This window comes from Spirosoma pulveris (genome assembly GCF_054781875.1).
On the sequence record NZ_BAAGTO010000002.1, the window covers coordinates 710,822 to 725,874 of the forward strand.

11 protein-coding genes are annotated in these 15,053 nt (G+C 52.0%); 7 read left to right on the forward strand and 4 right to left on the reverse strand.

Annotated features, from left to right (window positions below; all coding sequences use genetic code 11):
• Positions 1–15: 15 nt before the first annotated feature.
• The gene (locus ACYVJM_RS11120; protein WP_461148295.1) at positions 16–3,156 is read right to left on the reverse strand and encodes a SusC/RagA family TonB-linked outer membrane protein; all 3,141 of its coding nucleotides are present in this window, start codon (positions 3,154–3,156) and stop codon (positions 16–18) included.
• A gap of 390 nt (positions 3,157–3,546) precedes the next feature.
• Here ACYVJM_RS11120 and ACYVJM_RS11125 point away from each other — a divergent pair, with 390 nt between their 5' ends.
• From ACYVJM_RS11125 to ACYVJM_RS11135, 3 genes are all read left to right on the forward strand, one after another.
• Positions 3,547–4,107: a gluconate 2-dehydrogenase subunit 3 family protein gene (locus ACYVJM_RS11125; RefSeq protein ID WP_461148296.1), complete on the forward strand. Its 561-nt coding sequence runs from the start codon at positions 3,547–3,549 to the stop codon at positions 4,105–4,107.
• Between the two features lie 138 nt (positions 4,108–4,245).
• Entirely contained in the window at positions 4,246–5,955 is a 1,710-nt protein-coding gene (locus ACYVJM_RS11130; RefSeq protein ID WP_461148297.1) for a GMC oxidoreductase, read from the forward strand.
• 163 nt (positions 5,956–6,118) lie between these two features.
• On the forward strand, positions 6,119–7,150 hold the full coding sequence (locus ACYVJM_RS11135; protein WP_461148298.1) for a YihY/virulence factor BrkB family protein: 1,032 nt from the start codon (positions 6,119–6,121) through the stop codon (positions 7,148–7,150).
• 35 nt (positions 7,151–7,185) lie between these two features.
• Here the strand turns inward: ACYVJM_RS11135 and ACYVJM_RS11140 are convergent, their stop codons facing one another.
• A complete protein-coding gene (locus ACYVJM_RS11140; protein WP_461148299.1) occupies positions 7,186–9,777 on the reverse strand; it encodes a hybrid sensor histidine kinase/response regulator in 2,592 nt (863 codons plus the stop codon).
• Between the two features lie 312 nt (positions 9,778–10,089).
• Here ACYVJM_RS11140 and ACYVJM_RS11145 point away from each other — a divergent pair, with 312 nt between their 5' ends.
• On the forward strand, positions 10,090–11,580 hold the full coding sequence (locus ACYVJM_RS11145; RefSeq protein ID WP_461148300.1) for an arabinose isomerase: 1,491 nt from the start codon (positions 10,090–10,092) through the stop codon (positions 11,578–11,580).
• 15 nt (positions 11,581–11,595) lie between these two features.
• On the opposite strand, the gene ACYVJM_RS11150 is transcribed toward ACYVJM_RS11145, so the two are convergent.
• Complete coding sequence (locus tag ACYVJM_RS11150) at positions 11,596–12,204, reverse strand: NADPH-dependent F420 reductase (RefSeq protein ID WP_461148301.1); 609 nt, start codon at positions 12,202–12,204, stop codon at positions 11,596–11,598.
• A gap of 159 nt (positions 12,205–12,363) precedes the next feature.
• Entirely contained in the window at positions 12,364–13,617 is a 1,254-nt protein-coding gene (rocD, locus tag ACYVJM_RS11155) for an ornithine--oxo-acid transaminase (protein ID WP_461148302.1), read from the reverse strand.
• Between the two features lie 116 nt (positions 13,618–13,733).
• Here rocD and ACYVJM_RS11160 point away from each other — a divergent pair, with 116 nt between their 5' ends.
• The 3 genes from ACYVJM_RS11160 to ACYVJM_RS11170 all read left to right on the forward strand — a co-directional run bounded on the left by ACYVJM_RS11160 (position 13,734) and on the right by ACYVJM_RS11170 (position 15,040).
• Positions 13,734–13,904 carry a DUF5522 domain-containing protein gene (locus ACYVJM_RS11160; protein WP_461148303.1) on the forward strand — a complete coding sequence of 57 codons (171 nt, stop codon included), beginning with the start codon at positions 13,734–13,736 and terminating at the stop codon, positions 13,902–13,904.
• 61 nt (positions 13,905–13,965) lie between these two features.
• The gene (gene rpmB, locus ACYVJM_RS11165; RefSeq protein WP_461148650.1) at positions 13,966–14,205 is read left to right on the forward strand and encodes a 50S ribosomal protein L28; all 240 of its coding nucleotides are present in this window, start codon (positions 13,966–13,968) and stop codon (positions 14,203–14,205) included.
• Between the two features lie 112 nt (positions 14,206–14,317).
• Positions 14,318–15,040 (forward strand): RluA family pseudouridine synthase, encoded by a 723-nt coding sequence (locus tag ACYVJM_RS11170; protein WP_461148304.1) that lies wholly within the window; start codon positions 14,318–14,320, stop codon positions 15,038–15,040.
• Positions 15,041–15,053 lie beyond the last annotated feature (13 nt).

Here is a 15,053-nt window from a genome sequence, read left to right on the forward strand (position 1 = left end):
CGGAAAAGAAAAGGTTTATAACGAGATGTCGATGCCTGCCGTCAGGATACGCGGAACGGGCACATTATTGCCATCGCTGTCAGGTTCGGCATCCCAGTAATTCCACTGGGGCGCGTAGTACCCCACATTACGGACCGACGCAAAGAATTTCAGGTTCTGGATACTGGCCTTTTGTACCCAGGCTTTAGGCAGTGTGTACCCCACCGAAATGTTGTCGAGCCGGATGAACGAGCGATCGCGGTAGATGCTGAAACCCGTAGCCCCGCCTTCGCTGGAATACAGCCGGGCGTAGTCGTTGACGGGGTTCGACTCCGTCCAGTAGGGCGTAACGTAAGAACTGGTCCGGTCCAGGAACCCGTCGATGTTTTTCGCCTGATTGAAACCGGCTTTATGGCCCCAGTACGAATAGAGCACAAACGAAACATCCAGATTGTTGAACAGCTTGAACTCGTTGCGCAGCGTCCAGCGGAAACGGGGATTGGTATAGCCCTGAAATAGCTTGTCGGCGTTGGTGTACTTCCCATCGTTGTCGACATCGCGGATCTTGAAATCGCCGGGGCGAACGCCGTATTTGGCCGCCAGATCTTTTTCATTGGCCTGCCAGACACCATCGACCTTGAAGTTCCATATCTCGTCGATCGAGTGGCCAATGAACCACCGGTTCACCACATCGTCGATCTCCCGGCCGTTGGCGTCTACGTCGCCGTAGAGGTGAACGATCTTGTTGCGGTTTAGCTGGAACGTAGCCGAGCTGCGCCAAGAGAAATTAGGTTTATTGATATTCACCGAGTTGAGGCTGAACTCGACCCCGTGGTTCTGCACTTCGCCGAGGTTATCCATCACCCAATCGAAGCCAACGACGTTGGGCAGCGAACGCTGAACCAGCAGGTCTTTGGTGAACGACTTATACACTTCAACCGATCCGTCGATGCGGTTATTCAGTATCCCGAAGTCGAAACCCAGGTTTAGCGAAGAGGTCCGCTCCCACTTCAGGTTCGGGTTCTGCATCCGGTTCACGTACAGCTGATTAGCCTGATACACGGTCCCATCCTGCCGTACATACAGGTATTTGCCGGTGTTCAGGTCGGAGAGCGCCACGTAGCGACCAATGTCCCGGTTGCCATTGCTGCCCCACGAGAGCCGCAGTTTACCGTAGTTGAGCCAGCTGCTTTTCATGAACTTCTCGTCCGTAAACACCCAGCCCAGTGCCGCCGATGAGAACACCGCCCGCGGATTTTGCTGTCCAAAGGCCGAATAGCCATCCCGCCGGGTCGAGAGGGTAACCATATACCGATCTTTAAACGAGTAGAACAGGCGGCCCATCAGGCCATCGCCTGTACTGTATTCATCGGTACTACTGAGCGTTGGATTGGTGCCGGTGCTGATGCCGTGATAGCCTAAGGCATCGGTGGGCAGAAAGCCCTTGTTGGTCATGGTGTTATCCCACTTCTGGTATTTTTCGGCGTTGATCAGGGCCGTCGCATCGAAATTATGGGAGCCAATCGTTTTGTTCCATTTGAAGATGTTGTCGACCTGCCAGTAATACGTCTTCGCCATCTGTCGGCTGGCGCTGCCGCCAATGGCGGCATAGTCGGCGTGTTTCGACGATATGGCATCGTATCGTTCGTAGAACTCGTAGCGGGGGGTAAAGTTGACGCGATACGTAATACCCAGCGGCAGATTGACCGAAGCAAAGAGGGTGGTGTTCAGGGTCGTAAACTTCACCTTCCGATCAGTTAGACTTGGGGTGTAATATGGGTGAATGCCGCCACTCGCTTCGTTGTTCGGACGCCATTTATACGTTCCGTCGTCATTCAACGGCGAGCCCCAGGGCGAGAGCGTTCGTGCCAGATTGAAATCGACCGGAATAGCGCTTTCATCCCGATCCGAGAACTGTGTGGTAACGCCCACCGACAGAAACTTTGTCAGTTTGCTTTCCAGATTCAGGCGCCCGCGGACAGTCTTGAACTGGTCGCCGTGCAGAATGCCGTTATTGTCGAGGTAGCCTAAGGAGAAGTAGTAATTGGTGCCGCCATTCCGGCCCGAAACACTCACCGTATGGTCCTGCCGCATACCGTTCTGAAAAATCAGGTCGTACCAATTCGTACTTTTACCGGCCTTGTAATTCTCGATTTCGATGGGCTGCATGCCCAGACGTTGCAGCCAAATGGTGGTAGGGTCGCCTTTAGAGCCGTCGTAAGCCAGCCACTGGTCCTGCGTAACGCCCGATGGAAGATTCGCGGGGTTATCGAACTGGCCCGGCTTATAACTGGAGTTGATGTTCTTCATAACATCGCTGCGCCAGCTGACAAAGCCTTCGGGGCTGTAGACAGGCTGATTTCGGCTCAGGGTCGACATCCCGATATTCGTGTTGATATTGATAACCGGCTTGCCTTCCTTCCCCTTTTTGGTGGTGATCAAAATAACACCGCTGGCCGCTTTGGCCCCGAAAACAGCGGCTGAACTGGCATCTTTCAGTACGTCGATCGTTTCAATGTCGTTCGGGTTTATATCGGACAGTTCGCCGTAGTAGATGGCCCCATCCAGCACCAGCAGCGGGCTCGTAGCAGCATTGAGCGAATTACGCCCGCGCACCAGCAGGCTTCCACCACCCTTAGCCGACGGCGACATGCCCACACTCAAACCAGCCACGTTACCCCGCAGAATATCCTGCACGGAGTTCGGGTTTTCATTGTCGAGCTTGGTGGTGTTGATCTGCGAAACGGCCCCCGTCAAGTCCCGTTTCTTCTGCGTACCATAACCGACTACAACCACCTCATTCAGCATTTTCTGATCGCTGGCGAGGGTGATATTGATAGCGCTCTGGTTGCCAACGGGTACTTCCTGAGCCATGTAACCCACGGCCGAGAACACCAGAATAGCCTTGTCGTCGGGCACATTCAGTTTGTATTTCCCATCAATATCCGTGGTCGTGCCGTTCGTAGTATTTTTAACAACAACCGTTACGCCGGGTATCGGTGTGTTATCATCTTTGGATAAAACCTGACCGCTAACAGGTTTATCGACGAACCACCCAACAGCCGGGTGTGAATCGGTGCCGGGGATTGCCCGGACAGGCGTTCCGGGCAGCAGACAAGCTGCGAGCGTACCATGAACCAGTAGTTTTTGAAACGTTGAGGTAAAGAGTCTAAGCATACGTGTATGGGCTGAAAAAGCCCTTTAAGAAGTTTTCATGTGACGTTGCAGTGATTAAAAAGAAGTAAATCTATCGGCAAGAATCCTAGAATAACACAGCGAAAAGACAGCTTATTTATACAACTACTGGCATTTCTTACCTAAATATTAATAAAGGATTAAAGAAGCATATTCGTAACCGATGCCCCGTACAGACGTTTCCTGAGTATAAATCCGCATAAGAAAAGGGCAGAAAACAACTGCTTGATGCAGCTATCATCCGTTGCAATACGGTGTAAAAAAACGTGCTTCATAGAAATATTAACAGGTAAACTATAACTTAATCCGGGTAAGCAGCGATCATTCGACGCTTTAGTAGTCAGTGCCTTTTCATTCTGTCTGCTACGGATTATGCACACCACTCAATCACGAACCAATTCATCCATTCCCCGCCGGGAGGCTTTGCAGCGACTGGCGCTGCTGGTCGGGGGAACGCTTTCACTACCGGTGCAGGCAGCCTTGCGGGGCGAAATCATTAACCCGACTGCCGATCGGTTTTCGGCGGAGCAGCAAACCCTAATTGCCGATTTGGCCGATGTGATCATTCCCGCCACCGACACGCCCGGTGCCAAAGCCGCCGGTGTGGGGGAATTTATCGAATACATTATGGGGCATTGCAGCGCTACCAGCCAGCAGGATGCGTTTCGGCAGGGGCTACAGCAAACCGACGCACTGAGTCGGTCCGCATTCGGAAAGTCCTTTTCCGAGCTAAACCGCTCGCAGCAAACCGAAATCGTTACGCAACTGACCCAGCAACAAAAGTCATTTTTCCTGACCCTGCGTGAGCTGACCATCGTTGGTTACTTCACCTCCGAAACGGGCGCGACCAAAGCGCTCGACTACGTATCCATCCCCGGCCGTTTTCAGGGCGACATTCCCATGAAAGCAGGCCAGAAAACGTGGGCGGTGTAAATTTTTAGTAGTGAGAAGCGAGAAGTGAGGAGCCATCGGGCGGCATAAAAGCGTGCGTCTGCCTCCTAACTCCTACTATCAGCTCCTATTTACTACCTCCTATCTACTACCTCCTCGCTCCTAACTCCTAAAAAAAACATGCTCCTTACAATCGACGCCAAAAAAGAAATGACCTACGACGCCATCGTAATTGGATCGGGGGTTAGCGGAGGCTGGGCCGCTAAAGAATTGACCGAGAAAGGGTTACGGGTGCTCATGCTGGAGCGCGGCCGCCCATTGGAACACATAACGGGTTATGAAGATGCACTGAAAGGTCCCTGGCAAATGCCCGCAACGAGCCGTCTGGGCGATCTGGCACCTAAATACCCGCAGGCACCGCAGGATTCGACCCTGGCCAAAAGTGCCCAGAGTTACTGGATGCCCGGTGCCGATACCTCGTACCGGCAGGATAAACCCTTTCGCTGGCTGCGGCCCGGCATCGTGGGCGGAAAATCCATCATGTGGGGGCGCCAGTCGTACCGGTTCAGCGATATTGATTTTGAAGCCAATGCCCGCGAAGGCGTCGGCGTCGACTGGCCCATTCGTTACAAAGACATCGCACCCTGGTATTCGTATGTCGAGAGAATAGCGGGTATTTCGGGCGAGAAATTAGGGTTACCGCAGCTTCCCGACAGCGAGTTTCTGCCGCCAATGGACATGTTTCTGGTCGAAAAAGAAGTACGGAAACGAATCGAGAAGAACTTTCCAGGGCGGATCATGACCATTGGCCGAACCGCCAATTTATCCGAAGCCCGGAAAATACAACTCGACAATGGCCGGTCCTCCTGCCAGTACCGCAACCAGTGCATTCGGGGATGTCCTTACGGTGGTTACTTCAGTACTCAATCTTGTACGCTGCCCCCGGCGGTGCGAACGGGCCGACTGACACTCCGTCCAAATTCGGTTGTGACCGAGATCATGCACGACGCCCAGAAACAGCGGGCAACAGGTGTGCGGGTCGTCGACTCCGAAACGCTGGAACACCGGGAGTATTTCGCTAAGGTCATCTTCGTTTGTGCCAGTGCTATGGCCTCCACGGCTCTGCTCATGAATTCGGTGTCGGACCGCTACCCTAATGGCATGGGGAACGATTCGGGGCAGTTGGGGCATAACCTGATGGATCACCACTTCCGGATTGGCGCATCAGGCGTGTGGGAAGGCGGTGAGGACCGGTATTTTTACGGCCGCCGGGCCAACGGCATCTACATTCCCCGTTACCGAAACATCGGAAGCGACAAGCGCGACTACCTGCGCGGCTTCGGGTACCAGGGCGGAGGTGGGCGGCAGGGCTGGCAGCGTAGTGTTGCCGAACTGTCTTTTGGGGCTTCGCTGAAAGAAGAACTGACCCATCCCGGTCTGTGGACGATGGGCCTGATCGGATTTGGCGAGCAACTGCCCGAGTACCGAAACCGTATGTATCTGGATAAAACCCAGCCGGATAAATGGGGCATGCCCACCGTGGCGTTCGACGCCGAAATTGGCGAAAACGAGCGAAAGATGCGCAAAGACATGCTCAACGATGCGCAGGAGATGCTCGAATCCGCAGGGATAAGCAACGTAAAAGGCTATGATCAGGGATCGGTTGTGGGCGGGGCCGTTCATGAAATGGGCACCGCCCGGATGGGCCGCGACCCCAAGACGTCCGTGCTCAACGCTCACAATCAGATTCATACCGTCAAGAACGTATTTGTGCCCGATGGTGCCTGCATGACCTCGTCGGGCTGTGTCAATCCGTCGTTGACGTACATGGCCCTGTCGGCGCGCGCTGCCGACTTCGCCGTTCAGGAGTTGAAAGCCCGCCGACTTTAACCAAAGGGATTAAAGTCGGCGGGACCGGCACGTTACCTCTCAAACCGGTTCAGTTCAGCAACAACTCGTCGGCGTTTGAGTTACCCCTTAGTAAGTAAAAGCCGTTTGAACCGCTATGACATACTGTAGCGTACGCGTGCTTGACCACTAAATGGCTACGCTCATGACAAATATATTGACGGGGTTCTACAAGCGACTCTTTGCAGACTCAATCCCCCAGCCTGCTGCGCCCGCTGTGACGCCGAAGGGCTTTTTCGCCAATGCGTGGATCGTCTTACGCGATTCGTTCAACGGCTTTCTGGACGACCGCTGCCTGAAGCTAAGTGCGGCACTGGCTTATTACACCATTTTTTCGCTGGCTCCCCTGTTGGTGCTGGTCATGTCGCTGGCCAGTGTTTTTCTAGGTGAGGAGGCCATCCAGGGGCAGATTTTTGGCCAGATTAATGGCCTGGTGGGGAATGAGGCCGCCAAACAAATTCAGGATATGATCAAGAATGTGGAGCTTTCGGGCAAAACCAACACCGCTCTGATCATCGGAATAGTCACTTTGCTGCTTGGTGCCACCAGCCTTTTCGTGGAGATTCAAGATTCCGTCAATCTGATCTGGCGGGTAAAAGCCAAACCCAAAAAGGGCTGGCTCAAACTCATTAAAGATCGGCTGCTATCGTCTTCGTTGATCGTCAGTTTGGGATTCCTGCTGCTGGTTTCGCTTGTCGTTAACGGTATTGTTTTGGCGCTGAGCGATCAGCTAACCCGTTTTATGCCCGGCCTGGGTGTTTACGTGATCAGTGCGCTTAATTTTCTGATTAGTGCGGCCGTTGTCACCATCTTGTTCGGGGTTATTTTTAAGGTTCTTCCGGATGCTAAAATTGCCTGGAAAGATGTACGGTGGGGAGCCCTTTTTACCGCTTTACTTTTTATGCTGGGGCGGTACCTGATTGGCCTGTACATCGATACTACCGCGACCAGTTCGGCTTATGGAGCCGCCGGATCGCTCATCGTCATCCTGACCTGGATCTATTACACGGCCGCCATTCTGTATTTCGGAGCGGAGTTCACCCAGGCCTATGCCAATCATTTCGGCATTAAAATAGAACCGGCCGATAATGCCGTATACATTGAACAAACGGAACGGGAAAAGGAAACAGCAACTATACCAACCGAACAGAAAGTAGAACAGAGCCGACAGCGCTGACATGAGCCGGTAGTACCGGCCCCCTAACGTTCCGTTTACGCGACGCTGTGTTTTTTAGTCCGTATGTAATCGCCGATAAGGGGAAGGGTTGCTTTCACTTCCTGAATATACAGCTCCATGAGTGGAGTAACAGCCTCCATGCCATTACCGGCAATGATCAGCGCTTCGGTCTCCAGAATTAAACGGGTTGCTTCGTTCATACCCAGCATTTTTGTGTGTACTTTCTGGATATGAATCAGCCGCTTGACTTCTTTTATGTCCTGTTGATTCAGCGCCTGCTCCAGTTTTTCAATATCTTCCGGCGTGTCATTGAGGTAGGTTCCCAATATCTCAATCACGGCTTCCACGTTATTTCCCAGCATTTTCAGGATCGGTTCCGGGGAGAAACGACCGGAAACCGGGGCAGGTGGCACAGTGGGCTCCGGCGTTTTAGGTACCGGATTCTCCATTGGTAAAAATGGCCGAATAAGTTGCTGGAGTTCCTCGATCTGAAAGGGTTTGGACAGGAAGTCGTTCATCCCTGCTTTCAGACATTCTTCTTTCTCACTGGGCAGAGCATGAGCGGTCATGGCAATAATGGGTACCGTCGCATTAATGTCTGACCGGATATAGCGCGTCGTTTCGTATCCATCCATCACCGGCATCTGAAGGTCCATCAAAATGATGTCAAACGTGGTTTCCTGAAGTATATCAATTGCCTTTCGCCCGTTTTCGGCAACCTGCCCTTGATAGCCTAGATGCTTGAGTACCTGAAGGACCAGCTTTTGATTCATCAGGTTATCCTCTACAACCAGAACACGTACCGGCTTTTGGTTGCCTTTTGGGGTTAGGGTGTTCGGTTGATTAAAGTTGATTTGCTCCTTGGCTACTGTATACGGAATTTCAACCGTAAAGCGGGACCCTTCTCCCGGAGCACTCGTTACCGAAACAGCACCCTTCTGTAGTTCGGTCAGGGATTTCACAATATTCAGGCCGAGGCCCGTTCCACCATAGTACCGGGTTGTAAATTTATCGGCTTGCTGAAATCGCTCAAAAATTGTCGGCAGAACATCCATGGCCATCCCGATACCCGTGTCCTCTACAATGAAGCGCACCGGTACACAAGTGGGTGTTTTGCCTTCGCCCTGTTCAATACGAAGGCTCACACTGCCCTGCTTTGTAAACTTGATCGCATTGTTAATCAAATTGAGCAGAATCTGAGTCAGCCGGGTTGGGTCGCCCATAAAAACGGTGGGCAGGTCGGGGTCGACCTCCACAACGAGTTGTAATCCCTTGTCGGTGGCGGCCCCCTGACACATGGCCTTTATGGAGCCGGTAAGCATCTGGATACTGAATGGAATCGATTCCAGCCGAATCATGCCCGCTTCGATCTTGGAAATATCCAGAATGTCGTTGACGATGGTCAGCAGGTTTTTACCCGCCGTTCGAATCAACCGAATGAACTCTCTCTGATCATTATCCAGATTGGTTGTCTCGAGCAGTTCGGAAAAGCCAAGCATTGCATTCAGGGGCGTTCGAATTTCGTGGCTCATATTGGCCAGAAAGTCTTCCTTAAGCTTGGCGGCTTTCTCCGCTATGGTTCTGGCTTCCTGCAACCGCTGTTGTGATTGCACGCGATCGCTAATGTCAATGCTCGATGTAATGACATACTGCAAATTCCCGCTGGCATCATAAACTGGCGATGAGGAGCTGAGCAGTTGAAATCGCTTTCCGTCCATCCGCAACTCCATGTCATTAACCTGAGTTGCTTCGCCCTGTAAGGCCCGGTACGTAGGTCGTTGCTCGCGGGGATAGGGCACACCATCCGGATAGCGAAAGAACCGGTTTGAGTTGACCACATCGTCGTACGGGTCGTACTCAGCTATATTTTCAACCAGTTGACTGGCCGCCTGATTGGCATAATAGAATTTGCCCTCGTGATTGACGATAACGACCGGCACAGGAACAGCCTCCAGTAACTTTTTGGTTTGCTGTTCGCTATTGGCTAGTTTCTGATTGAGCAGGTTGCTTTTTTTCAGGGACCGGTAGAGCACATAGATGGCCCAAAGGATCATGACTAAAGCCGCAATCGCCCCAAGCAGATTACTGATCAACGCGTAGGAAGCGGATCGGTGGCTCTGAGCAATCCGGCTTTCGAGTAGCCGATTTTCATAGTCTACTGTCGCTTTTACCACTTGCTGAAAGTTTCCGCTCAGCGTCAGATAAAGTTCGAGCGAATCCAGCCGGGGCATCCCTGGCTGAACTTGTCCAGCTTCAAATAAAGCTTGGCTCCGGGCTATCTTTTTCTGAAAAAGTCTCGTTAGTGACTGTACCCTCTGTCGTTGAACCAGGTTATCGCTCGTTAGCTCCTGAATACCGGTAAGTTCGGTGCTCATCTTACGGCTGGTGTGCTCAAAATCAGATTTAAAATACGAGTTATTGCTAAGCAGGTAGCCTCGCATATCATTGTCCATATTAGTCAGCAGCGATTCAATACGCTGAGCATTACTAAGGACTTTGTAGGTATGCAACACCCAATTATTTGTTTCAACTAAACGATGAATGGTTTGACGGGCATTTATGCCAATAACTACTGTAATGAGTAGCCCCATCACGACTATTAAAGAGATCCGCTGGTTTTGATTCATGTTGAGAAAAGATTTCTAACGTCCGCTAATTTCTTCCATACCCAAAAGAAATAGCTTTAGAAATGCTCTGTAAATACTGCACCGGTAATGCATGGGTGTAAAATCATACTAATAAAGTTACTATTACAAACTATATGAATATAAACAGTTATATCAAATTCTTACTCAAGTTAGATAAGTTGTTGAAAATATTATTTTGTAAATATATACATACGAACTTCATCCAACTAACCCTAAAGGACAAAATAGACTGGATACTGTGTTCTGGTAAGCTTACTTTTACAGCATTGTCGTTTACCTTCCATTCTCAGTATGCAATCTACATCTCTAACGCAGCCAGCGGCCCGTTTTGACGCAACTATGACCTACGCCCTAAAAGTTGGTTTGTTTGGCATTGGGCTCGACGCCTACTGGCAGCAGTTCGATGGCCTGGAGGCTCGACTACAGGGCTATCTGAGTCAGTTGGCAACGACTATGCAGCGGCCCGGCATCGACATCGTTAACCTCGGCCTTATCGACACGCCCGAAAAAGCCATGCTGGCCGGGCACCAGTTCCGACAGGCCGACGTGGATATTATTTTCCTCTACGTAACTACCTACGCGCTATCGGCTACGGTATTGCCGGTGGTGCGCCGTGCCAACGTACCGGTCATTGTGCTTAATCTGGCTCCCGAACCAGCCATCGACTACACCTGGTTCAATGCCCTCGGCGACCGTACGCGCATGACCGGCGAATGGCTGGCCTACTGCTCGGCTTGTCCGGTACCTGAAATTGCGTCGGTTTTTAAGCGGTCAAAAATCCCTTTTTATCAGGTAACAGGTATGCTCCAAAACGACCCGCTGGCCCGGGCCGAAATCGACGAGTGGATCGAAGCCGCCCGCGTAGCCAACATCATGGCGCACAACCGTCTGGGCGTAATGGGCAACTATTACGGCGGTATGCTGGATATCTACTCCAACCTGACGCTGCACAGCGCCACCTTCGGCGGACATATCGAGATGATCGAGGTGGACCAGTTATCGGCTCTTCGCCAGATGGTATCCAATGAAGACATTCAACAACGGGTGGCTCTGTTTACCGAAACCTTCGAGGTGCAACCCGACTGCCCACCGGCCGAACTGGAACGGGCCGCCCGCACATCAATTGCGCTGGACCGGCTGGTAGCCGAGCTTGACCTGGGCTCTATGGCGTACTATTACAAAGGAACGGGCAATCCGAACACCGGTCCGACCCTGAATGAAGACACCATGAGTTCGATTATTCTGGGGAATTCATTATTGACGGCCCGGGGCATCCCCGTTGCGGGTGAGTACGAAGTAAAGAACGCGCAGGCTATGAAAATTATGGATTCCTTTGGCGCAGGCGGCTCCTTCACGGAGTATTACGCCATGGACTTCACGGATGATGTGGTATTGATGGGCCACGATGGACCGGGACATATCGCCATTGCCGAGGGTAAAACGAAGGTTCGCTCGCTTCAGGTTTATCACGGTAAAGTAGGAAGCGGTCTGTCGGTAGAAATGTCGGTGAAACAGGGGCCGGTAACCCTGCTTTCGGTTGTCGAAACCGTCGACGGCAAGATACAGCTGCTGCTGGCCGAAGGCGAATCGGTAGCGGGGCCAATTCTCGAAATCGGCAACACCAACAGCCGTTATCGGTTTCCGATCGGCGCACGTCAGTTTGTCAACGACTGGAACAGCCACGGACCCGCCCACCACTGCGCTGTGGGCGTGGGGCACATCTCGGGCAAGTTGAAAAAGCTGGGCAAGCTGCTGGATGTTGAGGTCATCCAGGTGTGTTGATTGGCCCTCCCCTGCTCACTTTGGCAACTTAATCAGGTTGTGCGTTGGCAGTGGCCCGCCAAACTGCTGAAACCGACCACCTGCTACCAGCCCGCCCAGGTCGATTGCGGCAAAGCCAATGGCTTCAATAAGCTGTTTGACAGTCGCTTTTGCATCGGCATCATCGCCCGACATGAAAATGACCCGCTGCCCGCCAGCCACCTGCGGATCGGCCGCCAGTATAGCCGCATCGAGGGTATTAAATGCCTTTACAACACGTGCACCCGGCACGTACCCGGCCACAACTTCGCTGGAGGTTTTATCACCCAGGTCAGCCGGTTTAAACTCCGGGAAAACGATAAAATTGGTGGCATCAATCACGATACGTCCCTCCCAGTCAGGCAGGTTCGCGAGCCCTTCGGCCAGGTGCGTCCAGGGCAGGGCCAGCAGAACGATAGATGCCTGTGCGGCTTCGGCAACGGTACCCGCTTTAGCGTCACTGCCCAGCGTTGCTACCAGTCCGGCCAGTGATTCCGGTCCCCGGCTGTTGCTGATAATAACCGGATAACCGGCTTTTGCTACGTGCCCGGCAAACGCCTTCCCGATGTTTCCGGCTCCGATAATGCCAATCGTTTTCGTATCCACGTTGTTTATCGCTTAGTCGTTAAGTTTGATTGAACACGTTGGACCGCCGAAGCGGAGACACAGAGAACACAGAGGTTAAATTTTGATTTTTAGCGATCAAAATCTGTATTATAGCCTCTGTGTTCTCTGTGTCTCCGTATTCAATTAATAAACAATTACTTAAAACTCCAGGATCGTCTTCTCAATAATGTCACAAGCTTCGTGCATCTGCTCTTCGTTGATCACGAGCGGGGGCGCAAAGCGAATTTTGTTGCCGTGGGTTGGCTTGGTGAGCAAGCCGTTATCTTTCAACTTCATACAAATTTCCCAGGCGGTTTCTCCGCCGAGGTCAGGGCGTTCGCTAATGACGATGGCGTTGAGCAATCCCTTACCCCGCACCGACTTCACCAACTCTGTCTTCTGACTCAGCGCCGTCATGCGGGCGCGGAAGACTTCGCCCATAGCGGCTGCATTCGCCGTTAAGCCCTCATCTTCCACCACCTGAAGGGCTTCCATCGTAACCACACAGGCCAGCGGATTGCCGCCGTAGGTTGAGCCGTGTTCACCGGGTTTGATGGTCAGCATCACTTCGTCGGAGGTCATCACTGCCGAAACGGGCATGGTCCCCCCCGAAAGAGCTTTGCCTAAAACGAGCAAATCGGGCTTTATGCCTTCATGATCGCAGGCCACGCGCTTGCCCGTCCGACCGATGCCCGTCTGGACTTCGTCGGCAATAAACAGTACGTTATATTTTGTGCATAACTCCCGCACACTGCGCAGATAACCTTCGTGCGGCACGACAACGCCCGCTTCGCCCTGAATGGGCTCGACCATAAACCCGGCAATGTTCGGGTCGCTTTTGAAGGTGTTCTCCAGAGCGGTAAGGTCATCGTAGGGAATAACGATATAGCCTGGCAGTAATGGGCCGAAATCGTTGGTGCTGCTGGGGTCCGTCGACGATGAGATAGCGGCCAATGTGCGTCCCCAGAAATTCCCGGCGGCAAAAACCACTTTAGCTTCGTTCTGCGGAATTCCTTTGACTTTATAGGCCCATTTGCGGGTTAATTTCAGCGCTGTTTCGCCCCCTTCGGCGCCTGAGTTCATGATCAGCGCCTTGTCGAAGCCGAAATACTCGCAAAGGTATTTTTCACACAACCCGGTTTTGTCGTTGTAAAAAGCCCGCGAGGTTAGTGTTAATCGCTGGGCCTGCTGTATCATGGCGTTGATGATACGCGGATGGCAATGTCCCTGGCTCACAGCGCTGTAGGCCGACAGAAAATCAAAATACCGTTTATCATCGACATCCCAAACGAAGATGCCTTCACCCCGAGACAACACCGCCGGTATGGGGTGATAATTATGCGCACCGTACTTCCATTCCAGTTGCATGGCCTTATCGGCGGATGAGATGGGCGTTGTTGGTTCGAGTATCATAGTGAAAAGCGGTTAAAATGAATTTGTTGACTAAGCCATGTGTAAGTTTGCAACTAACGGGCGTTACTGTCCGTTGGCTTTCAAAAATACGGCTTCTTCGACAGACGCCCAAAAGCATGCCGCTTCAACCACCTAAGAAAAAAATCCCCGGCTTAGCCGACGACGATTATTACTACACGCCCGAGGGATTTGTCGTTTTTACGGCCGCTTACCACCTTAAAAGGGGGTATTGCTGCAAAAGTGGTTGCCGCCATTGTCCCTACGGATTCAAAAAAAAGGGAGAATGACTTGCAGATTATGAATTATTTAGCCAATTTTGCGCCCTCAAAACGGATAACGAGTACGGTAATGGCCAGAGTTTGTCAAATAACAGGAAAGCGCACACGCACGGGAAACAACGTTTCTCACGCCAATAATAAAACCAAGCGTAAATTCTTCCCGAACCTGCAGAAGAAGCGGTTCTTCGTCGAATCAACCGGCGAATGGATAACACTACGAGTAGCTACGTCGGCTATCAAAACCATCAACAAAAATGGTTTGGAAGCGACGCTACAGAAAGCACACGAGCGTGGTACGCTGACGGTATAGTCTTTCGAAAAATATTTTCCTCTGAGCCTCTTCCGACTGGGAGGAGGCTTTTTGTGTTTGATTATAGTCAGGTCAGCCACTTACTGACTTACCGACTAAAAAACTTATCCCTGTGAAACTAAACTTCGAAGACCTCATTGTTTTTGAGAGTGAGGACTACATACTAATCAACAAACCACCCCACGTAGCCTCGCTCGACGAACGGACAACGGACCGGGGTGGGCAGAGTATTCTGCGGCTGGCTAAAGCCTACCATGCCGATGCGCAACTGGGTCACCGACTGGACAAGGAAACGTCGGGTATTCTGGCAATTGCCAAAAATCCGGAGGCTTACCGGCACCTGGCCATGCAGTTCGAACACCGCGAGGTAACAAAACGCTACCATGCCGTGACCAACGGAGTGCATAATTTTGAAGGCATATCGGTATACCTGCCTATCTCCCCTATTAAAGACGGTACGGCGGTTCGGATCGACCGCGAGAAGGGGAAAGTGGCCGAAACGATTTTCAATACACTCCAGGCCTACCGTACCACAACACTGGTCGAGTGCATGCCGGTTACCGGACGGATGCACCAGATTCGGGTGCATTTGATGTGCCTGAAAGCCCCGATCGTGAACGATGCGACCTATGGCGGAAAACCCGTTTTTCTCTCGGACGTAAAACGTAAATTCAACCTGAAGGAAGGCACCGAAGAGTTGCCCCTTATTCATCGCGTTGCCCTGCACGCCCACTCGCTCACGTTTGCCATGCTGGACGGTGAAGAACATACCTTCATAGCGCCCTACCCCAAGGATTTCAACGTGCTGGTGAAGCAGTTGGAGAAATTCGCCTAAACGTAACGTGGGT

What these genes read in the sequence shown, in the direction of transcription:
- ACYVJM_RS11120 (WP_461148295.1), bottom strand. Translation starts at nt 3,156, where the DNA reads ATGCTTAGACTCTTTACCTCAACGTTTCAAAAACTACTGGTTCATGGT.
- ACYVJM_RS11125 (WP_461148296.1), top strand. Translation starts at nt 3,547, where the DNA reads ATGCACACCACTCAATCACGAACCAATTCATCCATTCCCCGCCGGGAG.
- ACYVJM_RS11130 (WP_461148297.1), top strand. Translation starts at nt 4,246, where the DNA reads ATGCTCCTTACAATCGACGCCAAAAAAGAAATGACCTACGACGCCATC.
- ACYVJM_RS11135 (WP_461148298.1), top strand. Translation starts at nt 6,119, where the DNA reads ATGACAAATATATTGACGGGGTTCTACAAGCGACTCTTTGCAGACTCA.
- ACYVJM_RS11140 (WP_461148299.1), bottom strand. Translation starts at nt 9,777, where the DNA reads ATGAATCAAAACCAGCGGATCTCTTTAATAGTCGTGATGGGGCTACTC.
- ACYVJM_RS11145 (WP_461148300.1), top strand. Translation starts at nt 10,090, where the DNA reads ATGCAATCTACATCTCTAACGCAGCCAGCGGCCCGTTTTGACGCAACT.
- rocD (WP_461148302.1), bottom strand. Translation starts at nt 13,617, where the DNA reads ATGATACTCGAACCAACAACGCCCATCTCATCCGCCGATAAGGCCATG.
- ACYVJM_RS11160 (WP_461148303.1), top strand. Translation starts at nt 13,734, where the DNA reads ATGCCGCTTCAACCACCTAAGAAAAAAATCCCCGGCTTAGCCGACGAC.
- rpmB (WP_461148650.1), top strand. Translation starts at nt 13,966, where the DNA reads ATGGCCAGAGTTTGTCAAATAACAGGAAAGCGCACACGCACGGGAAAC.